General features: G+C 68.7%; 20 protein-coding genes and 3 tRNA genes. 9 read left to right on the top strand and 14 right to left on the bottom strand.

The window, feature by feature from the left end:
• Positions 1-7 precede the first annotated feature (7 nt).
• From ABD225_RS03485 to ABD225_RS03500, 4 genes are all read right to left on the bottom strand, one after another.
• On the bottom strand, positions 8-550 hold the full coding sequence (locus ABD225_RS03485; RefSeq protein ID WP_344081352.1) for a cysteine hydrolase family protein: 543 nt from the start codon (positions 548-550) through the stop codon (positions 8-10).
• Positions 547-2,064, bottom strand: coding sequence for a purine-cytosine permease family protein (locus ABD225_RS03490; RefSeq protein WP_344081355.1), 1,518 nt, complete (start codon positions 2,062-2,064; stop codon positions 547-549). Before ABD225_RS03490 ends, ABD225_RS03485 begins: the two co-directional genes overlap by 4 nt.
• A gap of 125 nt (positions 2,065-2,189) precedes the next feature.
• A complete protein-coding gene (locus ABD225_RS03495) occupies positions 2,190-2,387 on the bottom strand; it encodes a DUF3073 domain-containing protein (RefSeq protein WP_344081358.1) in 198 nt (65 codons plus the stop codon).
• A 96-nt stretch (positions 2,388-2,483) separates the two neighbouring features.
• Positions 2,484-2,999, bottom strand: coding sequence for a hypothetical protein (locus ABD225_RS03500; RefSeq protein ID WP_344081361.1), 516 nt, complete (start codon positions 2,997-2,999; stop codon positions 2,484-2,486).
• Between ABD225_RS03500 and ABD225_RS03505 the strand changes: the two genes are divergently transcribed.
• Positions 2,983-3,567 carry a L,D-transpeptidase family protein gene (locus ABD225_RS03505; RefSeq protein WP_344081364.1) on the top strand — a complete coding sequence of 195 codons (585 nt, stop codon included), beginning with the start codon at positions 2,983-2,985 and terminating at the stop codon, positions 3,565-3,567. The genes ABD225_RS03500 and ABD225_RS03505 overlap by 17 nt on opposite strands.
• 148 nt (positions 3,568-3,715) lie before the next feature.
• Positions 3,716-4,669 (top strand): sigma factor, encoded by a 954-nt coding sequence (locus tag ABD225_RS03510; RefSeq protein WP_344081367.1) that lies wholly within the window; start codon positions 3,716-3,718, stop codon positions 4,667-4,669.
• A gap of 12 nt (positions 4,670-4,681) precedes the next feature.
• Here ABD225_RS03510 and ABD225_RS03515 read toward each other — a convergent pair whose 3' ends face one another.
• The 4 genes from ABD225_RS03515 to ABD225_RS03530 are packed head-to-tail and all read right to left on the bottom strand — an operon-like array spanning position 4,682 to position 8,782.
• Positions 4,682-5,785 carry a glycosyltransferase gene (locus ABD225_RS03515; protein ID WP_344081370.1) on the bottom strand — a complete coding sequence of 368 codons (1,104 nt, stop codon included), beginning with the start codon at positions 5,783-5,785 and terminating at the stop codon, positions 4,682-4,684.
• Between the two features lie 3 nt (positions 5,786-5,788).
• A complete protein-coding gene (locus ABD225_RS03520; protein WP_344081373.1) occupies positions 5,789-6,646 on the bottom strand; it encodes an ABC transporter ATP-binding protein in 858 nt (285 codons plus the stop codon).
• Positions 6,633-7,523, bottom strand: coding sequence for an ABC transporter permease (locus tag ABD225_RS03525; RefSeq protein WP_344081376.1), 891 nt, complete (start codon positions 7,521-7,523; stop codon positions 6,633-6,635). Before ABD225_RS03525 ends, ABD225_RS03520 begins: the two co-directional genes overlap by 14 nt.
• The gene (locus tag ABD225_RS03530) at positions 7,520-8,782 is read right to left on the bottom strand and encodes a nucleotide sugar dehydrogenase (RefSeq protein WP_344081379.1); all 1,263 of its coding nucleotides are present in this window, start codon (positions 8,780-8,782) and stop codon (positions 7,520-7,522) included. The genes ABD225_RS03525 and ABD225_RS03530 overlap by 4 nt, the downstream gene beginning before the upstream one ends.
• A 215-nt stretch (positions 8,783-8,997) precedes the next feature.
• On the opposite strand from ABD225_RS03530, the gene ABD225_RS03535 reads away from it, so the two are divergent.
• From ABD225_RS03535 to ABD225_RS03560, 6 genes are read left to right on the top strand one after another with little or no spacing between them, the layout of a single operon-like run.
• Entirely contained in the window at positions 8,998-10,113 is a 1,116-nt protein-coding gene (locus tag ABD225_RS03535) for a glycosyltransferase (RefSeq protein ID WP_344081382.1), read from the top strand.
• The gene (locus ABD225_RS03540) at positions 10,110-10,700 is read left to right on the top strand and encodes a hypothetical protein (RefSeq protein WP_344081385.1); all 591 of its coding nucleotides are present in this window, start codon (positions 10,110-10,112) and stop codon (positions 10,698-10,700) included. The genes ABD225_RS03535 and ABD225_RS03540 overlap by 4 nt, the downstream gene beginning before the upstream one ends.
• Positions 10,701-10,734: 34 nt before the next feature.
• Positions 10,735-11,703 carry a glucosyl-3-phosphoglycerate synthase gene (locus ABD225_RS03545; RefSeq protein ID WP_344081388.1) on the top strand — a complete coding sequence of 323 codons (969 nt, stop codon included), beginning with the start codon at positions 10,735-10,737 and terminating at the stop codon, positions 11,701-11,703.
• Positions 11,700-12,563 (top strand): dihydropteroate synthase, encoded by an 864-nt coding sequence (folP, locus tag ABD225_RS03550; protein ID WP_344081391.1) that lies wholly within the window; start codon positions 11,700-11,702, stop codon positions 12,561-12,563. The genes ABD225_RS03545 and folP overlap by 4 nt, the downstream gene beginning before the upstream one ends.
• Positions 12,560-13,237, top strand: a complete 678-nt coding sequence (locus ABD225_RS03555) for a class III extradiol ring-cleavage dioxygenase family protein (RefSeq protein WP_344081394.1) — start codon at positions 12,560-12,562, stop codon at positions 13,235-13,237. Before folP ends, ABD225_RS03555 begins: the two co-directional genes overlap by 4 nt.
• 59 nt (positions 13,238-13,296) lie before the next feature.
• On the top strand, positions 13,297-14,061 hold the full coding sequence (locus ABD225_RS03560; RefSeq protein ID WP_344081397.1) for an SDR family NAD(P)-dependent oxidoreductase: 765 nt from the start codon (positions 13,297-13,299) through the stop codon (positions 14,059-14,061).
• A 173-nt stretch (positions 14,062-14,234) separates the two neighbouring features.
• Here the strand turns inward: ABD225_RS03560 and ABD225_RS03565 are convergent, their stop codons facing one another.
• Entirely contained in the window at positions 14,235-15,146 is a 912-nt protein-coding gene (locus tag ABD225_RS03565; protein ID WP_344081400.1) for an acyl-CoA thioesterase, read from the bottom strand.
• Positions 15,147-15,280: 134 nt separating this feature from the next.
• On the opposite strand from ABD225_RS03565, the gene ABD225_RS03570 reads away from it, so the two are divergent.
• Positions 15,281-16,444 carry a thiolase family protein gene (locus tag ABD225_RS03570; RefSeq protein WP_344081458.1) on the top strand — a complete coding sequence of 388 codons (1,164 nt, stop codon included), beginning with the start codon at positions 15,281-15,283 and terminating at the stop codon, positions 16,442-16,444.
• 308 nt (positions 16,445-16,752) lie between these two features.
• Here the strand turns inward: ABD225_RS03570 and ABD225_RS03575 are convergent.
• From ABD225_RS03575 to ABD225_RS03595, 5 genes are all read right to left on the bottom strand, one after another.
• Positions 16,753-16,826 (bottom strand) — tRNA-Phe (locus ABD225_RS03575).
• Between the two features lie 309 nt (positions 16,827-17,135).
• Positions 17,136-19,085 carry a SulP family inorganic anion transporter gene (locus ABD225_RS03580; RefSeq protein WP_344081403.1) on the bottom strand — a complete coding sequence of 650 codons (1,950 nt, stop codon included), beginning with the start codon at positions 19,083-19,085 and terminating at the stop codon, positions 17,136-17,138.
• A 212-nt stretch (positions 19,086-19,297) separates the two neighbouring features.
• Positions 19,298-19,371: transfer RNA gene (locus tag ABD225_RS03585), tRNA-Asp, on the bottom strand.
• A 20-nt stretch (positions 19,372-19,391) separates the two neighbouring features.
• Positions 19,392-19,464: transfer RNA gene (locus tag ABD225_RS03590), tRNA-Glu, on the bottom strand.
• Positions 19,465-19,580: 116 nt separating this feature from the next.
• Positions 19,581-20,636, bottom strand: a complete 1,056-nt coding sequence (locus ABD225_RS03595; RefSeq protein WP_344081406.1) for a PHP domain-containing protein — start codon at positions 20,634-20,636, stop codon at positions 19,581-19,583.
• Positions 20,637-20,641: the final 5 nt, after the last annotated feature.

Here is a 20,641-nt window from a genome sequence, read left to right on the forward strand (position 1 = left end):
CGCGGGCCTAGCCGATGACGATCTGGGGGCCGAAGAGCGCCATCGCGTCCAGGGCCCGCTGGTGATTTTCCGGGGTTGAGCCGGCACAGGCCGCGGCGGCGATGCGGATCGTCGCGCCCGCGTCCGCGGCAGGCAGAGCGGTGGCGATCACGCAGCAGTCCGTCGACACCCCGGCGAGCGTGACGCGGGGCTGCTCCCCGAGGACGGCCCGCAGCCGATCGGACCACTTGCCGAATCGTGGCTCCGTGACCACATGCCCGGCGAGGCCGTCGAGGGCGGGCACCACGGCATACAACGGATCGGTGTCGGGGACCAGGGCGAACGGCCAGTCGTCGTAGTAGGAGCCCCACGATCCGCCGAGGCCAGGCTCAGCGACGAAGCGGGTGATCACCGTGCGTTCCGGGCCGTATGCCGCCGCGAGGGCGACCATGTCCGGCAGCGCGCCGGCGAACATCGGCGACCCCCAGGCGCTCGTCGTCGGATCGGCGAAAATCGCCTGCGGGTCGATGATGACCAGCCAGTCGTCGGTGCCGAGCGGGGCGCTCGTCATGCGCGGTCGGAGTAGGTCGTCGTGCCGCGCGCCATTTCCTGGTTCGCGACCTTGCCTCGCCGGGCCAGGAAGGTGATCAGGAAGGAGCCGACCAGGGCGAGCAGCACGCCGAGGTTGGCATAGGGCCAGTTGCCCTCCCAGTAGCCGTCGGTGGCATTCCAGGTGCCGAGGTTCAGCGGCTCGAGCAGGAAGCCCTGCCAGTTGTTCCAGCTGGCGTCGGCAGCGAAGTTGTTGACCACCAGGCCCCAGCCGATGACGGACATGACGATCATCGTCCCGATCGAGACCCAGTCCACGGCGCCATAACGACCCGTTGTGGTGAAGAGCGAATCGTCGTCATAGTCGCGCTTGCGCAGCGCGATGTCGGCGATCATGATGCCCGCCCAGGCGGCGAGGGGCACGCCGAGGGTGATGAGGAAGGACTGGAACGGGCCCAGGAAGTTCTTGGCGAAGAAGACGACCCAGATGGTGCCGAGGGTCAAAATGACGCCATCGACCAGGGCCGCCATCGGCCGCGGAATGCGCACGCCCAGGGAGAGCAGGGTCAGCCCGGAGGAGTAGATGCCGAGGACGGCGCCGGAAACCAGGGACAAGATGACGGCGATGAGGAAGGGCACGAGGAACCAGGTCGGCAGCACCTGGGCCAGGGCGCCGATCGGGTCGGCGGCAATGCCCTCCTTGACAGCATCGTCCGAGCCGGCGAGCAGCAACCCGAAGATCACGAGGAGCGTCGGGGCGATGGCGCCGCCGAAGGTATTCCAGAAGACAATCGCCGAACCCTTGGCGTCGCGGCGCTGGTAGCGGGACCAGTCCGCCGCGATATTGATCCAGCCGAGACCGAAGCCGGTCATCAGCATCACGAGGGCGCCGACGACGGCCTGCCATGGGCCAGAGGGGATCGCCGACACTTTGCCCCAGTCGATGTGGGAGGAGGCGATGACGACGAAGAGGATCGTCACGATGCCCGTGATCCACGTGAGATAGGACTGCATCTTCATGATGATGTGATAGCCCGCGACGGAGGCGAGCACGATCATCGCCGCCACCACGATGGCCGCCACGATCTTGATGCCGGTGCCGCCACCCCAGCCGAGCCGTTCGAAGACAGTGGCCGTCGCGAGCACCGCCATGATGGATAGGAAGGTCTCCCAACCGATCGAAACCAGCCACGAGATGACGCCGGGCAGCTTTTGCCCGGTGACCCCGAAGGGGGCTCGCGACAGGATCATCGTCGGGGCCGAGCCCCGCTTGCCCGCGATGGCGATCACACCGCACAGGGCGAAGGAGATGACGATCCCGAGCACGGTGACCAGGGCCGCCTGCCAGAACGAGATCCCGAAGCCGAGCACGAAGGCGGCATACGAGATGCCGAAGACCGACACATTGGCCGCGAACCACGGCCAGAAGAGGTCCTTTGGGGAGGCGGTGCGCTCGGCCTCGCCGATGATCTCGATGCCGGTGGTCTCGACACCGAGCGAGCGCACCCGTTCGGCGCTCGTGCTATTGGCAGTCATGCTCAGAGCGTGCCAGATCAGCACGCACCCGTGGGGGACCCCACGGTCACGAGATGATGCCACTCACCCGCCGCCAGGGCAGCGGCCCCGGCGACGTGAGGGTCAGTCAGGTGCTGAAGGCGACTTCAGCGACTGGACGCCCAGCGGGCGTAGTCGTCGTTGTAGTCGTCGTCATCCGGCTCGTCGGCGGCAACTGCCCGCTCGGTCGTCCGTGTTGCTCCGTGAAGCTCTCGCTCAAGCGCGCTGAGATCGGTGTTCGGGGAGTAGTACTTCAAATCCCGAGCAACCTTGGTCTGCTTGGCTTTGGCCCGGCCGCGCCCCATGGCGTGACCCCCTCATGTCCTAGCGGGATGGCATCACTCCGGCCAAGTCGGCCTTAACGCAGCGATCCCGGTGAATGTGTGTTCGTGGGGATAACGCTACATGAGGCTCGAAGGATTCCGCGCCTCGTCGCCAGCCGGCGCCGTGATGCCTTCGTTACGAAACCACCGACAACCCTCGTCACGCCTCATACGTCGGAGAGGGAAAGGGCCCGGAACGGGTTCGGAAAGCGACGACACCAGGGGTTTGATCAGCATGAATGCAAAGATTTCCACCGCCGCCACCCTCCTCGCGGCCGGTCTGATCGGTTTGACGGCGTGCAGCCCGGCGGGTACCGATGGTGCGTCCGGGCCGGCAACGTCCCCCACCAGTGTCTCCACCTCGAGCACGTCCTCAACGACCAGCCCGAGCCCCTCCTCCACGACGAAGCCGTCGCCCTCGGCGACGACCCCGTCCTCCTCGACGACCACGCCGTCACCGACAGCGACCAAGCCCTCACCGCCCACGACCAAGCCGACGCCCCCGAAGCCAACCCCCACGACCCCCAAGCCCACGCCGACCACTCCCACACCGCCCCCGCTCAGCGACACCTCCACGATGAAGCAGGGCGACAAGGGCCCCGCCGTGCAGCGGATGCAGCAGCGGCTCTCCGACCTCGGCTACTGGCTCGGCACGCCCGATGGCGAATATGGCTACCTGACCTCCCAGGCCGTCATGGCCCTGCAGAAGACGGCCGGCCTGGGCCGCGATGGCGTCTACGGCCCGGCCACCAAGGCCGCCCTCGACAAGGGCATCCGGCCGACCCTGCACGTCACCGGCACCGCGGTCCAGATCAACCTCGCCACCCAGGTTCTGACCGTCGTCGAAAATGGCGCGATCGTCGCGATTCTCAACACGAGCACGGGCAGCGGCCAGACGTATGTCAGCCAGGGCCAGACCAAGACCGCGATCACCCCCAAGGGCACCTTCTCGGTCATCTTCGAGGTCAATGGCCTCGACCACGGCCCCCTCGGCACGCTCTACCGCTCGAAGTATTTCGTCGGCGGCATCGCCGTCCACGGCTACACCTCGGTCCCCGCCTATCCCGCCTCGCATGGCTGCGCCCGCGTGAGCAACCAGGCCATGGACATGATCTGGGCCCGCAACCTGATGCCGATGGGCCGCACCGTCGTCGTCCTCTAAGCCCGCCTGCGCCGGTGCCGCCTGCGCCGGTGCCGCAGCCCGACAGCGGCACCGGTCGGGAACGGCCGCCCCAATCGGGAACGAATGGGCCCCCTCACGTGCTCTATCAAGGTAGGACGCCAGAGCGATGGGACCGGAAGGGGGCCACGTGGCGCAACACGCCGACTTCGAGCAGTTTGTTGCCGCGCGGTATGCCGCCCTGGCCCGGACCGCCCTGCTGCTGACCAGCTCGCGCGCCAGCGCGGAAGACCTGCTCCAAGAGGCCCGTCTCAAGACCTATGTCGCCTGGTCTTCGGTGCGGGCCCGGGAGGCTGCGGAGGCCTACGTCCGCACCACCATGGTGCGGCTGCTGATCCGGGATCGGAAGCGCCGGTGGAGCGGGGAGATCCCGCACGAGCAGTTGCCGGAGAACACGGCATACGAACCGGATCGGGCGGGGGGACTGGCCGTCCGCGCGGCGCGGCGGCATACCTGGACCCGGGCCGGTGCGGCGGCGGCCGGGGTCGCAGTCCTCGCGGGGGGTGGGGTCGGCGCAGCGCAGCTGCTCGGCGGGCCGGGTGCGCCGACCCCGCCGGCGTATGCCGTGGCCGCCTCCGCCGCCCCGCAGTGCGTGCGCGATCAGCTGGCTGAGGCGAACTCGCTCGCGCGCAGGGGCATCTACAGCGCGGTGGTCGTCGACCTTCCGGGTTCGCCAAAGGACTTCCTCACGCGGGGAGTGACCAGGGGGTACGGATGGGCGAACGCCCAAGCGGTGGCGACTGTCCACGACCTGCCCGGTCTGACTCCGGGCGGAAGTTTCCGGCTCTGGGAGGGTGTCACCCCGGAGATGAATCCGGCCCCGGGGCGCTACCTGATGTTCCTCTTCCTCGACGTGCGTCCCGGCCCGCCCAGCGACCAGGTCGGCTCGCCGACGTGGAGCTTCGCGACCGCGCCGGTGCTGCCGGTGGTTGGCAATGACGTCCTCGTGCGCTGCGCGGATGGGAGTCTCACGCGCGTGGCCTGGACCGATGCCTCGACCACCTGGCTCGCGCCGAATGCGCCGGTCGCCCCGGTGACCCCGCTGCCCCCCGGCGCGGCGTCGACCGAGTCGCCGACCTCCTGAGGCGTCGGGCGTTCAGGGGGCAGCGAGGAAGCCGCGCAGGGTCTGCGTGAAGTGTGCGCCCTGCACGCTCCAGTCGTATGCCGCCCGCGCGGCCTCGTGCCCGGCTCGCCCCATCGTGGCGGCGCGTTCGGGGTCGGCGCGCAGCGCCAGGATCGCGTCGGCGGCGGCTACCGGATCATCGAAGGGCACGACGATCCCGGCGTTGGCGGACTCGACCAGATCGACGGCCACGGGCAGCGGGGTCGTCACGACCGGCACGCCGTGCGCGAGATATTCGACGATCTTGGTCGGGCGTGAATGGCGATAGTTCGGCAGGTTCTGCAGCAGGGAGAGCCCCGCCAGCGCCCCGGGCAGCATCGCGAGCGCCTCAGCCGCCGGCACGAACCCGTGCCAGGTCAACACGCCATCGCGCTGGCCTGCCTCGAGCAGATCGCGGGATGCGTCATCGCGCGCCCCACCAATGACCTCCAACCGGCAGGAGCCCTCGGTCGCCGCGGCGATGCGGCGTGAGGCCTCGACCATGACGCCGGTGCCGCGCGCCATCGTGACGGTGCCGAGATAGACCACGCGTTCGGTGCCCGGCGGCTCGATGGTCGCCGGCACCGTCACGGCATTCGGCACAACGGCGTGCTCGCGAGCGAAGCGCTCCTGATAGGCGTATTCGGCGAGCAGCAGGCGATGCCGCCGCTCGGTGAGTCGCTCGGTTCCGCGCCACAGCCGCCCGATGACCCCCTTCGCGGGGCGGGGCAGCCAATCCTTGGCCACCAGCGCAGCGGCCGGATCCTCGTGGACATCCCACACGAGATTGCGCAGCCGCAGCCCCGTCACGGCGGCCACGATTTCCGGATCATGGACGAGGACGAGATCGTGCTCGCCGCCTTGGGCGGCGATGAGCGCGCGGGCCACCCGGTCGGCGGCCAGCCGGTCGCGGCCCAGCGCCCGGGGCAGGTCCATAGTCCGTAGCCCGGGCAGCAGCGGTTGGGGGCGGTCATACGCCGTGAACGGGGCGGCATAGGTGACCCGCCAGCCGTCGGCGAGCAGGGCCGGGATCTGGCGGTAGCGGATCCGCGAGTCCTCCGGATCGTGGACGACCGTCACGACGAGGATGCTCGGCACGCGTCATACCTCCGCAGGGGGCGGCGCGCCCTGGACCGGAGCATCCTGGACCGGCGCGGGCGCCGGTTTCGACGCTACGGCTTTCTTGGGCAGCGTCTTTTCGTAGGCCGCGACGACCTCCTCGGTCGGCCCGTCGGCGATCAGCCTGCCCTTATCCATCCAGATCACTCGCGAGCAGATCTGGCGGATCGTGGAGTTCGAGTGTGAGACGAGGAAGACGGTCGACGCCTGCTCGCGGATCTCGGCAACCTTTGCCGTCGAGCGCTCGCGGAAGTCGGCATCGCCGGTCGCCAGGGCTTCGTCGATCATCAAGATGTCGGGCGAGGCGGCGGTCGAAATGGCGAACCGGAGGCGGGCGGCCTGCCCGGAGGAATAGGTGCTCATCGGGCGATAAACGGCCTGGCCGATGCCGGAGAAGTCGACGATCTCATCGAAGCGCTCTCGCACCTGGCTGCGGCTAAGACCCATCGCCTGGCCGCCGATATAGACGTTGCGCTCGCCGGAGAGTTTGCTCATCAGGACAGCATTGACGCCGAGCAGGGCCGGTTCGCCATTGATCCAGATGTCCCCGCGGGTCGGGGGTATGACGCCGGCCAGGGCTCGCAGCAGCGTCGACTTGCCGGAGCCATTGCGGCCGATGATGCCGATCGACTCGCCGTGATAGGCGACAAAGGAGACATCCTTGACCGCCTCGACCTTTTGCTGCGTCGCGAGATCGCGGCCCTTCTTGAACAGGCCGGCGAGCAGTGATTCGTCGTCCGGATCGGCCACCGGGGCGGCGGCCTTCTTGGCCCCGTGCACCTGATAGGTGATGTCGACATGGCTGGCGATGAGGGAGGGTATGCGGTCAGCCGCGGCCATAGTTCGCCTCGTCCCGCCAGAAGATCCACAGGCCGACCAGCAACAAGATGACCGACCAGGCGGCGCCGGCGGCCCAGTAAGTCCAGTTGATGCTCAGTTCGTCGAGCAACGCCTGCCGGGTCAAGGTGATCGGCAGGGCCAGGGGCTGCAGATTCAGGATCTCCCGCACGAGGGGGTGCCCATCGGCATACACATCGATGCTGAAGAAGACGCCCGAGACATACCGCAGCAAGCGGATCGCGACGGGGATGAGGTTGCCGATATCCCGCGAGACGCTCAGCACGCGTGCCCCGACGAGCACCAAGCCGCCAACAATGCCGATGTGGATCAGGAAGGCGACGGGCACGAGCAGCCAGGAGAGTTTCGGCAATTCGCCGGTCGCCAGCATGACGACGAAGAGCACACCAAAGGCGGGCAAGGTGGCCAGCGCCTCAGCGATGACGACCCCGATCGGCAACATCGCCCGCGGGAAGCGCAAGGCTCGCACGAGATTGAGATTGCCGACCACGGCCTTGGAGCCGGTCGTGATCGCCGAGGATGAGAAGCCGAAAACCACGACGCCGATCGACAAGAAGGCGATGAAGTTGTCGACGCCCTTGCGGGTGTCGAGCAGCAGGCCGAAGATCAGGAAGTAGCTAACGACCAGGAAGAGCGGGTTCAGCAGGTGCCACAGCACCCCGAGGCGGTCCTCGGCATTCTCGTTGGACGCCTGGGCCTTGGACAGCGTCCACAAGAAGGAACGTCGCTGCCAGAGCCGCCGGATATAGACGCCGAACGGCGGCCGCCCGCCCAGCCGCTCGAGCCCATGGCGCTGCGCGAGCGCCATGGCCTCCTCTGCGGTCAGGGCGGGCGGGGCCCCGTTCGGGGCCGGGGTCACAGGCGCGAAACCTTCTCACCGTCGGTGACGACACCGCGCGTGTCGAAGAAGCGCTGGCTCTTGTCGGCCAGGGCATCGACCTCGTAGTCGCGGTGGTTCTGCAGCAGGATGACCAAGTCTGCGGCGGCGACGGCCGCTTCGAGGTCGTCGGCCCGGCTGACCCGGTCGCCCAGCGCGCGCCACTGCGTCACGTGCGGGTCGTGGAACTGGACGGTTGCGCCCTTGTCGGTCAACTGCTTGGCCAGCGGCACGGCCGGGCTCTCGCGCTGGTCGGCGATATTGGGCTTGTAGGTGACGCCGAGCAGCAGGATCGTCGAGCCGCGAAGCGCCTTGCCGTCCTCATTGAGCAGATCCTGCGCGCGGGAGACGACATACCCAGGCATTCCCGCGTTGATCTCCTGGGCGAGCTCCACGAAGCGGAAGGGGTAGCCGAGGCGAGCGCGGACGTTGTGGCTGAGGTAGTTCGGGTCGATCGGGATGCAGTGCCCGCCGACGCCGGGGCCCGGGTAGAACGCCTGGAAGCCGAAAGGCTTGGTCTTGGCCGCTTCGATGACATCCCACAGGTCGATGCCGAGGTCGTGACAGAAGCGGGCCATTTCGTTGACGAGGGCGATATTGATGTGCCGGTAGGTGTTCTCCAGCAGCTTCGCGGTCTCGGCCTCTCGGGTGCCCTTGGCACGCACGACCGTGTCGACGAACTGGCCGTAGAAGGCCGCCGCCGCGTCACCGGACTCCGGCGTCTGCCCGCCGACGACCTTGGGGGTGTTCTTGGCGCCGAACTTCTCGTTGCCCGGATCGATGCGCTCGGGGGAGAAGGCAAGGTGGAAGTCCTTGCCCGCGACCAGGCCGGTCTCCTCGAGGATGGGGCGCACAACCTCATCCGTGGTGCCGGGGTAGGTCGTGGACTCCAAGATGACGAGCATGCCGGGCTTGAGGTTGTCGCGGATCGTGTTGACCGCCGACACCACCGGGCCGAGGTCGGGGCCACCGTCATCGGAAAGGGGGGTGGGGACGCAGATGACGATGGTCTTGGCCTCGGCCAGCCGAGAGGAGTCGGTGGTGGCTTCGAATCCCGCAGCCTGCATCTCGGCGATGTGCTCGTCGGTGAGGTCATCGACGTGGGACTGGCCGGCGTTCAGGCCGTCAACGACCCGCTGGCCGATGTCGAAGCCGAGGACCTTGAGGCCGACGCGCGAGGCTTCCTGTGCGAGCGGCAGGCCCACATAGCCGAGGCCGACGATGGCGACGTCAACAGACATATGGTCTTCAATCTCCTAGGGGCGGGGCTGAATATGCGCTGTGCGACCGGCTGTGGGCCTGGAGTCGGCCCGTTCCCCAATCTGGCAAATTCTACAGCCTGGGCCCCCCCATCCTGGCATCGGCGATATGTGGCCCGCAGCGGCCGCGACGCGCGCTCGCCGCGAGTGCCGATCGCCGGGTCGGGTGCGGGCGAGCGTGACATGATCGGCGCACCATGTCCAGCCCGTCGCAGCACCCGTCCGGCAGCGCGCCGGGGCACGCCGATCGTGATCGCGTCTTGTTCATGTCGAGCAATGGGGCCGGGATGGGCCACCTCACCCGGCTGCTGGCGTATGCCGCCCACCTCCCGGACTCGATCGAGCCCTATGTGCTCTCGCTATCCCAGGCGGTCCCGGTGGTCGCGGAGTTCGGTTACCGCTACGAATATCTGCCCTCCCATGGGGCCTTGGGCATGACGTCCGCCCTGTGGCAGCCGCTCTTTCAGGAACGGCTGATCGAGATCGTTGACCGGGTGGCCCCGAAGGTCGTCGTCTTCGACGGTACCCACCCCTACCGCGGGATCGACGCGGCGCGGGAAGCCTTTTCCGACGCGCGCTGGGTCTGGTCACGCCGGGGCATGTGGAAGCCCGGACGCAATGCCGACCAACTGGCCAAGTCGGCGTGGTTCGATGAGGTCATCGAGCCGGGGGACCTGGCCGCGGAGGCCGATCACGGGGCATCGGCGAGCGCCCCGGCATACCGCGTGGGACCGGTGACGCTGACCGGACCTGAGGAGATGGTCAGCCGTGCGGAGGCGCGGGCTGCGCTCGGCCTGCCGGTCGAGGGGCGGATGGGCCTGGTGTCCCTTGGCGCGGGCAATATCAACGACACCGCAGGGGAGCTGGGCGCCGCCGCGGCCGCCCTGCGCGACCAGGGGTGCGCCGTCGCGGTTACCGAGGTGGCGATTGCCGAGCAAGCGAGCGGCGGCGGGGTGTATGCCGTGCGGGCCTACCCTCTCGCCCGCTATTTCCGGGCTTTCGATCTGGTCGTCACGGCGGCCGGATACAACTCCTTCCACGAGGTTCTGCGGCTCGGTGTCCCCGCGATCTTCGTCCCCAACACCGAGACCTCGCTCGACGATCAGGTGGCCCGCGCGTCGTATGCCGATCAGCAAGGCTGGGCGCGAACGGTCACCTCGGCCACCGAGCCGGACTTCGCTGAGGCGGTCCGCTTGATGCTCGCGCACGGGGCCGACATGGTGGCGGGTGCGGTCGCCGCCGACCCGGGTAATGGCGCCGCGGATGCGGCAACGCGCATCGTCTCGCTGGTGGCGGGAGGCGACGGCCGATGAAGCTTCGCCGCAGCAGTGATGGCAAGCCGGCGTGGCTGGTCTCGGCGGCCCGCGCCGTCCGCTCCTCGGATCGACTATCTGGGGTCGGAAATCGTGCGGTCGAGGGCGTGCAGGGCAACCGGACTCTGGTCGACATCGCCACGCGCGTCTTCGCCTTCTCCGGCGGCGTGCCGGTGATCTACCTGCGCGGGGGCGCGCCGCTCGACGGCGTCGAGCATCAGGAGCGGCTTCCGGTGGTGCTCGTCAATGCGGTGGGCGTCGAGGAGGCGCACCTCGCGGGCATACTGCAGCAGGTCGCCGAGGTGCAGCAGCGCACTGTGGGCTTCCGTCCGCTCCTCTTGCTGTCCGTGCCCGCCTTCCGTGAGGTGCGGGCATATGGCTGGCCGATGGAACTTGTTGTCGCGCAGCAGGACTGGGACTTCCCGCAGCAGTGGGATGACTATCTCGCGCAGCGCTTGGCGATGATCGCCACGCGCTACCGCATCTGGTCGACGGTCGGCTGCGGCGATGGTGCACTGGACCCGATGGGCGCGCGGATCCTGGAACGACTGGCGACCTATCGGCCGTGGGAGACGAGCTTCCTCTGATGCGCGGCACAGGTGGGGTCTTAGGGGGTATGGCATGAGTTTTCTGCTTCCGGTTCGGCGGTATGACGAGTGGGACGTCCCTGCCCTGCTGGCCGCAAAGCGCGACCGGCGGGTGTCGGTCGTCATCCCGGCCCGCGACGAGGCGGCGAGCGTGGGCGGTGTTGTCGAAGGCATCGCCGCAGCGTGGACCGGGGAGGTGCCGCTCGTCGACGAGATCGTCGTCATCGACAGTGACTCGGTGGACGAGACGGCGGCAGTGGCGCGCGCTGCGGGTGCGATCGTCTTCTCCGCTAAGGAGATTCGCCCCGACCTGGGTCGCGCCGAAGGCAAGGGTGAGGCGCTCTGGAAGGCCCTGCATGTCGTCACCGGCGATCTGCTCGTTTTCGTGGACGCGGACCTGGTGGATTGGGGGCCGCACTTCATCTCCGGCCTGCTCGGCCCGCTGCTGACCAATGACGACATCCAGTTGGTCAAGGCCGTCTATGACCGGCCAATGTTGGCGCCCGACGGCTCGCAGGCCGAAGCCGGGGGGCGCGTCACAGAGCTCGTGGCGCGCCCACTGTTGGCCTTGCACTGGCCGCAACTTGGCGGGCTGGTGCAGCCGCTGTCGGGGGAGTGGGCGATCCGCCGGGCGACCTTCGAGCGACTCTCGGTGCCGATGGGTTATGGCGTCGAGATTGCCGCCGTGCTCGATATTGCCGAGCGCCACGGGGTCACCTCGATCGCTCAGGTCGATCTCGGACGGCGCACCCACCGGCATCGCCGGCACGACACGCTGGGGCCGATGGCGGTTCAGGTGATCGCGGCAGTCGAGGCGCGGCTCGGGTGGCGCACCCCGGATCGGCGACCGGATCCCATCACTCTCGTCCAATTCGACCGCACGACAACCGGTTTCGTACCGTGTGAGCAGCACCCGGACACCGGGGAGCGTCCTCCGGCGAGGAGTGTGCGGTCCTACCGCGACGATCCCGATGACGGCACGCTCGGATGGGGGCCACGATGACGCTCCATCTTGGGCGCCACGTGTTCGAGCCGTCGGCGCGCCTGGTCATGGCGATCGTCAATCGCACCCCGGACTCCTTCTATGACAAGGGCGCGACCTGGGCCACCGACGCGGCCAAGGATCGGGTTCGGCAGGTGGCCGACGAGGGCGCCGAAATCGTCGATATCGGCGGCATCAAGGCCGCTCCGGGCGCCGAGATCGACGCCGAGGAGGAGATGCGCCGCGTCGTCGATTTCGTCGCATGGACGCGCTCGGAATTTCCCGACCTGATCATCTCTGTCGACACCTGGCGGGCGCAGGTGGCGCGCGCCGTCGCTCAGGAGGGCGCCGACCTCATCAACGACGCCTGGGGTGGCGCTGACCCCGAACTGTCTTCTGTTGCAGCAGAATTCGGAATAGCCCTCGTGGTCACCCATACCGGCGGCGTCACGCCACGCACCCGACCGTTCCGGATGGAGTATGACGATGTCGTCGCGGACATCCTGGAATCCGTTGTGGGACAAGCCGAACGGGCTGTTGCCTTGGGGGTCGAACGCGAGCGCATTCTCATCGACCCCGCTCACGATTTCGGCAAGAACACCTGGCACTCCCTCGAGGCGACTCGCAGACTCGGCGAACTCGTCGCGACCGGTTGGCCGGTCCTGGTGTCGTTGTCCAACAAGGACTTTGTGGGCGAGAGTCTCGATCGACCGGTCGGTGAACGCCTGATCGGAACGCTCGCGACGACCGCGATCTCCGCCTGGCTCGGGGCGCAGGTCTATCGCGTTCACGAGGTGGCCGAGACCCGCCAGGTGCTCGACATGGTGTCAACGATTGCCGGCGACCGGAGGCCCGCGCGCACGGTTCGGGGGCTGCAATGAGACGTGCCGTCGAGACCGAGCCGACCATGGTGCGCGGCGCGCTCGTCGTGCCGAGCCCGCCGATGCAATTGCCGGAGTATGTCGGGCTGACCGACCCCGCGGCCGAGATCCGCGACCGCTCGGTCGCTGCCCTCGCCGAGACCATCGCCGAATGGCAGCCCACGGCCATCGCGGTGCTCGCGGGCCACGATCCGCTGGCCGAGCATTCGCTGGGATCGGTGGCGGCCCGGGTGGCGGCGCTGCTGTTGGCACAGGCGGGATGGACCGAGACGGTCCGGCCCATCGCCATACCTTTCGACGCTTCAGCGGTGGAACTCGACGCCGCGGCGGCTCGGGTGCTCAATGGCCGCAATCCGGGAGGCACCCTCTTGCTCGTGCCGGCAGATCTGTCCGCCAAGCGCACCGAGGCCGCGCCCGGTCACTTCGATGAGCGAGCCGCCGGCTTCGACGCGGCCGTCCTGGACGTCCTGTCAAAGGGCGATGCGGCGGCCTTGCGAGATGCAGATCTATCTCTGGCACAAGACCTTTGGGCCACCGGGTTAGCGCCGCTTCAGGTGATGGCGCGGTGCCTGCCCGCACCCGTGCGCAGCGAGATTCTGTGGAGTTCGCTGCCCTATGGCGTGCAGTATGTCCGCGCGCGCTGGTGGGGACGCCGCCCCGGCTCGCATGGGTGAGGAGCCCCGATAGCCTTCGAAGGATCGCGCACCCGCGCACTGATGTCAGGAGAGCCGCCATGAAGTTGACCGACCGTTCCGCCCTGGTGACCGGAGGCGCCTCCGGACTCGGCGCTGCCACGGTTCGCCGACTGCACGCCGACGGCGCGGCGGTCGTCATCCTCGACCTCCCGTCCTCGGACGGCGCCGCCCTGGCCGACGAACTCGGCGAGCGCGCGGTCTTCGTGCCCGCTGATGTCACCGACGAGGCCCAGGTCGGCCTCGCGATCGAGCAGGCCACTCAGCTCGGCACCTTCAGCATCGTCGTCAACTGCGCCGGGATCGGGACCCCCGGGCGCGTCGTCGCGAAGAGCGGCGACCCCCTCGCTCTGGACGCTTTCGCCCGCGTCATCCAGGTCAATCTCATCGGCTCCTTCAATGTGATTCGGCTGGCGGCGGCGGCGATGGTCGCCGCACCCTCGGACGGCGAGGAGCGGGGAGTCATCGTCAATACGGCCTCGATCGCGGCCTTCGACGGCCAGATCGGGCAGGCGGCCTACAGCGCCTCCAAGGGAGGCATCGCCGGCATGACCCTGCCCATCGCGCGCGATCTCGCCCAGCACCGCATCCGGTGTATGACGATCGCCCCCGGCCTCTTCCTCACCCCGCTGCTCATGGGCCTGCCCGAGGATGCGGTCGCCGCCCTGGGTGCCGGCGTCCCGCACCCGAGTCGGCTCGGCGATCCGGCGGAGTATGCCGCCCTCGTCGCCCATATCGTCGCCAACCCGATGCTCAACGGCGAGGTGATCCGCCTCGACGGCGCCCTGCGGATGGCGCCGCGCTGACTGGCGCGGGCGGCATACTGCTGCGCCCCGCCCTAACCACCGACCCGCGCCCTAACCACCGGCCTACCGCCTGGTATCGGCCGTGATGACAACCGATACCAGGCGGTAGCTGGGTCGATAGAAGGGGCTAGCGGGTCTTAGAACCTTGCTCAAGCGGCGCGCTAGGGCTTGTCTTAGGAGGGTCGGTGGGTGTTGCGCAGCAGGCCCTCTTGCATCGTCGAGGCGCAGAGGGTGCCCTGCCGATCGAAGACCAGCCCGTGGCACATGGCGCGGTCGTTGCCGGTCCAGTAGCCCTCCATGTCATAGAGGAACCAGTCACTGGGATCGAGCGGCGCGTGGTACCAGATCGAATGGTTGATCGTCGCGAACTGCAGGGCATTATCGCTGAGGGTGCGCCCGTGCGGCCCCAGCGCGGAGGAGAGCAGCAGCAGGTCGGAGAAGTAGGCGAGCGCGGCCGCCTGGGTCAGCCGGTCGGAACGGATCGGCTTGTGGCCCCGCAACCAGGCGCGTTGCCGGGGTCCGGCGGGCTCGCCCTTGGCGAGGAGCACCCTCGTGGGCGGCTCGGGAAAGCGCAGGTCGACGGGCTGGTGATCGAGGGTGAACCGCACCCAGGCGAGGGCGTCGGGGACGTCGGCATACTCCTGCAGCGGGTCGGGGAGAAGGTCCGGGTCGGGGGCGTCCATGACCCGGGACTGGTGGGTCATCGCCGCGGCTGGGGGGCGTTGGAAGGAGGTGGTGGCGGTGAAGATCGGCCGGTCGCGTTGGCTGGCGGTCACCGTGCGGGTGGTGAAGGACCCGCCGTCCCGGTCGCGCGCCACGTGATAGGTCACCGGGAGCGCGGTGTCCCCCGGGAGCAAGTAGTAGGCCTGGGCCGAATGCAACTCCCGGTCTTCCGGCACGGTCGAGCCGGCGGCGATGATGGCCTGGCCGAGGACTTCGCCGCCAAAGGTGCGGGTCGATACCCCGCCGCGGGAGCGGCCCTGGAAGAGCGAGTCGTCCAGGCGATTCAGCGCGAAGATCTCGCCGAGCGATGCCTTGGCGGTGAACGTCGGGCGCGTCTGCGGGCGGAGACTCGGGTCCGGCATACCGTGATCATGACAGGTGGCTCGCGGGGGACTGAGGCTGTCGTTACCCCCGGCTCGGCATTGCCCGGCCCGCGCGCCTGTGACAGCGTGGGGGCAATTGCGCCGGTGTGGCCGGCACCCTTGTTCCGAAAGGTATGCCCGTGTCCGCTCGTGACGCCGTCATTGTCGAAGCCGTCCGCACCCCGGTTGGCCGCCGCAAGGGCTCGCTCGCCGAGGTCCACCCGGTGGACCTCTCCGCGCACGTCCTGAACGCCCTGGTGACCCGGGCGGGTGTCGAGCCGGGGGCCGTCGACGATGTCATCTGGGGATGCGTGCAGCAGGTTGGTGCGCAGAGTTTCAATATCGGGCGCAACAGCGTGCTCGCGGCGGGATGGCCCGAGTCGGTGCCCGCGACGACGATCGATCGGCAGTGTGGCTCGTCCCAGCAGGCCGTGCACTTTGCCGCGGCCGGGCTGATGTCGGGGCAGTATGACGTGGTCGTCGCCGGCGGCGTCGAGGCCATGACGATGATCCCGATGGGGGCTGGCGTGAGTTCCGGCGTCGGCTTCCCCTATCCGCCGAGCCTGCTCGGGCGCTATGACGTCGAGACCTTCAACCAGGGCATCGGCGCCGAGATGATGGCGGCGAAGTGGAGTCTGAGCCGCGAGGCGTGCGATGAGTTCGCGGCGCTCTCGCACTCGCGGCTTGCGTCGGCGATCGACCGCGGGGTGCTGGAGGCGCAATTGGCGCCGGTGACGCTGCCCGATGGCTCGGTTCTGGCGGCGGACGAAGGGCTGCGGCGGGGCACCACTGTCGAATCGCTGGCCGGGCTCAAGCCGGTCTTCCAGGAGGATGGCGTCATCCACGCCGGCAACTCCTCGCAGATCTCCGATGGGGCGGCGGCCTTGTTGATGATGACCTCCGAGAAGGCTGCCGAACTGGGGCTGACGCCGATCGCGCGCTTCCACACCGGTGTCCTGGCCGGCGACGACCCGGTGATGATGCTCTCCGCCCCCATCCCGGCGACGCAGAAGGCGCTGTCCCGCTCGGGGCTTTCGGTCGATGACATCGGGGTCTTCGAGGTCAACGAGGCCTTCGCGCCCGTCCCGATGGCCTGGCTCGCCGAGATCGGCGCCGACCCGGCCAAGCTCAACCCCAATGGCGGTGCCATCGCCATCGGCCACCCGCTCGGCGGCTCTGGCGCCCGAATCATGACCCAGCTGGTTCACCACATGCGCGACAACGGCATCCGCTATGGCCTGCAAACCATGTGCGAGGGCGGCGGCATGGCCAACGCGACAATCCTCGAATTGCTCTGAGCGCCAGGGGGTTTCACTAACCTCTGCTAGCAGAGGTTAGTCGAATCCGCACACCTTGCACGGTCTGCGGATCCGACTAACCTGCGCTAGGACACCCCACGAAGTTCGCCCACGCAGAGCGTGGGACCCACGCTCGTACCGCCCACGCAGAGCGTTGGACCCAACGCCGAATACTTCGCGGGGACCCCGTCTACGACCTTCGTAACAGGGCCCAGCAGAAGTTGCTCGGCCCCTTCGCCGCGTCTCGAAGGGTGCACGCGGCAACGGCACAGGCCGCGAACCGGGGTGGGTTCACGGCCTGTATGCGGTGGCTAGGGACGGGGTCGAACCGTCGACCTTCCGATTTTCAGTCGGATGCTCGTACCAACTGAGCTACCTAGCCGAGGTGCCGGATCGCTCCGGCCCGGCAACTATACCCGGATGCCGAGAGCCCACCAAAGCAACGCCCTCGCCCACGCGTCCCGGTGCCCAAGTCAGCAGAGGTTGGTCAACAGTCCATACCGTGCAAGCTCTGCGGATTCGGGCATGTCACGTATGTCGTGGACGGGGTCCCCGCGAAGTATTCGGAGCTGGGTCCCACGCTCTGCGTGGGCGGGACGAGCGTGGGTCCCACGCTCTGCGCGGGCGAACTTCGTGGGGTGTCTTAGCAGACTTTAGTCGAACCCCCTGCCGCGCAACCGGATTCGGCGACTCACGCCTCGGGCGCGGGCTGGGAGGGGAGGGGGTGGGCGAGGGCCCACGCGACATACGCCTCCTCCACCACGGGCAGGGTGGGAAAGAGCATGTCTTCGCCGATCAGTTGGACCACGCCGGCCTTGCGGAGCGGGACGTACAGGTCCTGGCGCAGGCGGACCAGGCCCAGCCGCACGCCCTGGGCGGCGAGGTCCGCATACAGATCCTTCAGCCCGTCGCAGGCGGTGATGTCCACCTCGGTGTTCGCCTCGACATTGAGGATGAACCAGCGCGGCGGCGCCTGCGGGTAGGACGCGAACTCCTTGTCCACCACGCGTTGCGCCCGGCGCAGCAGGTCACCGACATTGGCGAAGAAGAGCGGCGCCTCATAGCGATAGATCACCAGCCCCGGGAGCGTCTCGGCGTCCGGATAGTCGGCCGTGTCATGCATGCCCGCGAGCCCGGGCACGCGGCCGAGCACGGCATCTTTCGGACGCGCGAGCCGTTGCGCCATCTCCAGCAGCGAGATGGCGATCGCGACGCCGATCCCGACGAGGAGGCCGAGCCACACGGTCCCGACCAGCGTGACGCCGGCGAGCAGCACCTCGCGGCGACGGAAGCGCCACATCCGACGCACCTCACCGACTTTGATCAGCTTCGTCGCGGCATACAGCACGACCGCGCCGAGCGCGGCCTGCGGCAGCTGCGACATCAGCGGCCCGGCGACGAGCAGCACGAGGACGACACATCCCGCCGCGACGAGCGAATACACCTGAGAGTGGGCCCGCGAGCTCAGCGCGAGCGCGGTGCGCGACCCGGAGGACGACACGGGAAAGCCGCCGAACAGCCCGACCCCAGCGTGCACCCCGCCCAGCGCGACGAGTTCGACCTGCGGATCCACCGCCCGCTCGCTCGGCCGCTCACCCTCTATCTCGGGGGAGGGGAAACCGCGCGCGGCCAGCATATTGTCGCTATAGGCCAGCAAAGCCACGCCGAGCGCAGGCAGCGCGAGCGACTGCCACTCACCGGCCGACAGCAGCGGCAGGCCCGGCAGCGGCAGCCCATTGGGCACCTCCCCGACGACGCGCACGCCCTGATCGGAAAGGTTCAGCCACGCGGAGGCGATCGTCGCGCAGGTGACGGCGATCAGCGCGGCGGGCCAGCGCGGGCGCACCCAGTGGATGAGGAAGATGAAGCCGGTCGTGGCGGCGGCGACATAGAACGTCATCGGGTGGGTCGCGGCGAGGTGGGTCAGGAACGACCGCATTTGCTCGATGATCGAATGCCCGGCGACATCGGTCCCGGTGAGTTTCCCGAGTTGCCCGACCACCATCAAGATGGCCGCTCCCGCGAGGTAGCCGACGAGCAGCGGCTGGGAGAGCAGGTCGGCGAGCACGCCCAGCCGGAACATCCGCGCGAGGAGAAGCCACCCCGCGACCAGCAGCGACAGGGCCGCGCTCATCGCGATGACGCGACCCGGGTCCGCGTCTGGCCCAACGAGCGGGGCAATCGCCGCGCCGGCCAGCAACGCGATCGTCGACTCGGGCCCGACGGACAGCACGCGCGAGCTGCCCATCAGGGCATAAATCACCAGCGCGACAAGGGCGGTATAGAGGCCATAGACCGGCGGGACCCCGACGATCGCCGAATAGGCCATCACCTGGGGGATGAGGTATGCCGCCACCGCCAGCCCCGCGATCGCGTCGCCTCGCCACCACGTTCGGTCATACCGGTGGGTGAGGAAGTGCAGGCCCGGCGTCGCCGCGGCGAGCACCTCGACCACCCAGGGCGTGCGCTGCGGGTTCAGGTCGTAGTTGATCGCGTGATGTCGGGCGAGTTCGCCGGACGGCGTGACGCCGGGCACCGGGTCCGTGTGCTGGGTATAGGGCACCGGCTTCTCGGTCTTGACCCGGCGCTTGGGGCGAGCCGCCCGGGTCCGGCCAGTCGTCAGATCGCCCAGCGGTCGCACCGTGCGCAGCGGGACGCGGGGGCTGTCCGTCGGCGATACGTCGGGGGGAGCCCCGTCCGCTCGATCAGCCTCGCCGTTCACCAAAGACCTCTGTTCCGTTCACCTGCTGTTCACCCGGAAATGTAGACCTCGGCGGGCCCTCGGCGCACAGCGGGTACTGCAAACGGGCGGCCTTCCGATGAGGAAGACCGCCCGTTATCGCGTCTGAAACGCGACCCCGACGGGGCTCGAACCCGCGACCTCCGCCGTGACAGGGCGGCGCGCTAACCAACTGCGCTACGGGGCCTTGTTGGTGCAAGACCTGCGTATCCCCAACGGGATTCGAACCCGTGTTGCCGCCGTGAAAGGGCGGAGTCCTGGGCCGCTAGACGATGGGGACCCGATCCTCTCGGATGCCCATCCCGGCGAAGCCCGGGCTCGGGTAATCCGTCGAGGACTCCGAAAGCATAAGGGTCGCGCGCGCCAACACCAAACCGAATGGGCGCGACGCCCCAATCAGGCGGGGCGGGCCCAGTCGCGCAGCCGGTCGACATCCCAGGTCGTGACGATGCGGTCCGGGTCGATGCCCAGCCGAGTGGCGCGCTCGCAGCCATAGGACTTCATGTCCAACTGCCCCGGCGCGTGCGCGTCCGAGTCGATGCTGAACAGGCAGCCCATCTCGTCGGCGAGCCGGATCAGCTCGTCGGGCGGGTCGCAGCGCTCCGGGCGAGAGTTGATCTCAACCGCGGTCCCGGACTCGGCGCAGGCCTCGAAGACGGCGCGCGCATCGAAGGCGCTCTGCGGGCGGGTGCCGCGACTTCCGGTGACCAGGCGGCCGGTGCAATGGCCGAGGACATTGACCCGCGGACTGCGCACCGCCGTGACCATCCGCTTGGTCATCGGGGCCGCATTCATCTTCAGTTTGGAGTGCACGCTCGCGACGACGAGATCGAGTTTGTCGAGCATCGCCGGCGTCTGGTCCAGCGAGCCGTCGTCAAGGATGTCGACCTCGATGCCTTTCAGCAGCGTGAAGGCGCCCCCGAGCGAGGCGGTGATCGCGTCGACAATGGCGATCTGCTTGGTGAGCCGCTCGGCCGTTAGGCCGTTCGCCACCCGCAGTTGCGGGGAGTGGTCGGTCAGCACCAGCCAGTCGTGATCGGTCTCGACCGCGCTGAGCACCATCTCCTCGATCGGGGAGCCGCCGTCCGACCAGTTGGAGTGGCTGTGGCAGTCGCCGGTCAGCGCGGCATACAACTCCTCCCCGCCGCTCGCCAGGGGGGCGGCGCCGCTGCCCTCCTGCAGGCTCTTGAGGTATGCCGGGAGCTCACCGTCGAGGGCCTCGCCGATGACTCCTGCGGTCGCCTTGCCGATGCCCGCGAGTTCGCCGAGGGTGCCGGCCGTATGCCGAGCCTGCAGTTCGCCGGCGGGCAGCGCCGAGACCGTCGCCGCGGCCTTGCGGAAGGCCTCGATGCGATACGACCCGGCGCGCTCGCGCTCCATGAGGAAGGCGATCCGGCGCAGCGCCGAGACCGGATCGACGGGTGCGGTCAGGGGCGGAGCGAGCGCGACCACGGCGG

It is taken from the genome of Nostocoides veronense (genome assembly GCF_039531185.1).
Classification (GTDB): Bacteria; Actinomycetota; Actinomycetes; order Actinomycetales; family Dermatophilaceae; genus Nostocoides_A; species Nostocoides_A veronense.

Coding starts and splice junctions, on each gene's coding strand:
- ABD225_RS03520 (WP_344081373.1), bottom strand. CDS start 6,646: ATGGCCGCGGCTGACCGCATACCCTCCCTCATCGCCAGCCATGTCGAC.
- ABD225_RS03555 (WP_344081394.1), top strand. CDS start 12,560: ATGAGACGTGCCGTCGAGACCGAGCCGACCATGGTGCGCGGCGCGCTC.
- folP (WP_344081391.1), top strand. CDS start 11,700: ATGACGCTCCATCTTGGGCGCCACGTGTTCGAGCCGTCGGCGCGCCTG.
- ABD225_RS03565 (WP_344081400.1), bottom strand. CDS start 15,146: ATGCCGGACCCGAGTCTCCGCCCGCAGACGCGCCCGACGTTCACCGCC.
- ABD225_RS03495 (WP_344081358.1), bottom strand. CDS start 2,387: ATGGGGCGCGGCCGGGCCAAAGCCAAGCAGACCAAGGTTGCTCGGGAT.
- ABD225_RS03530 (WP_344081379.1), bottom strand. CDS start 8,782: ATGTCTGTTGACGTCGCCATCGTCGGCCTCGGCTATGTGGGCCTGCCG.
- ABD225_RS03540 (WP_344081385.1), top strand. CDS start 10,110: ATGAAGCTTCGCCGCAGCAGTGATGGCAAGCCGGCGTGGCTGGTCTCG.
- ABD225_RS03505 (WP_344081364.1), top strand. CDS start 2,983: ATGAAGCAGGGCGACAAGGGCCCCGCCGTGCAGCGGATGCAGCAGCGG.
- ABD225_RS03490 (WP_344081355.1), bottom strand. CDS start 2,064: ATGACTGCCAATAGCACGAGCGCCGAACGGGTGCGCTCGCTCGGTGTC.
- ABD225_RS03535 (WP_344081382.1), top strand. CDS start 8,998: ATGTCCAGCCCGTCGCAGCACCCGTCCGGCAGCGCGCCGGGGCACGCC.
- ABD225_RS03560 (WP_344081397.1), top strand. CDS start 13,297: ATGAAGTTGACCGACCGTTCCGCCCTGGTGACCGGAGGCGCCTCCGGA.
- ABD225_RS03570 (WP_344081458.1), top strand. CDS start 15,281: ATGCCCGTGTCCGCTCGTGACGCCGTCATTGTCGAAGCCGTCCGCACC.
- ABD225_RS03545 (WP_344081388.1), top strand. CDS start 10,735: ATGAGTTTTCTGCTTCCGGTTCGGCGGTATGACGAGTGGGACGTCCCT.
- ABD225_RS03485 (WP_344081352.1), bottom strand. CDS start 550: ATGACGAGCGCCCCGCTCGGCACCGACGACTGGCTGGTCATCATCGAC.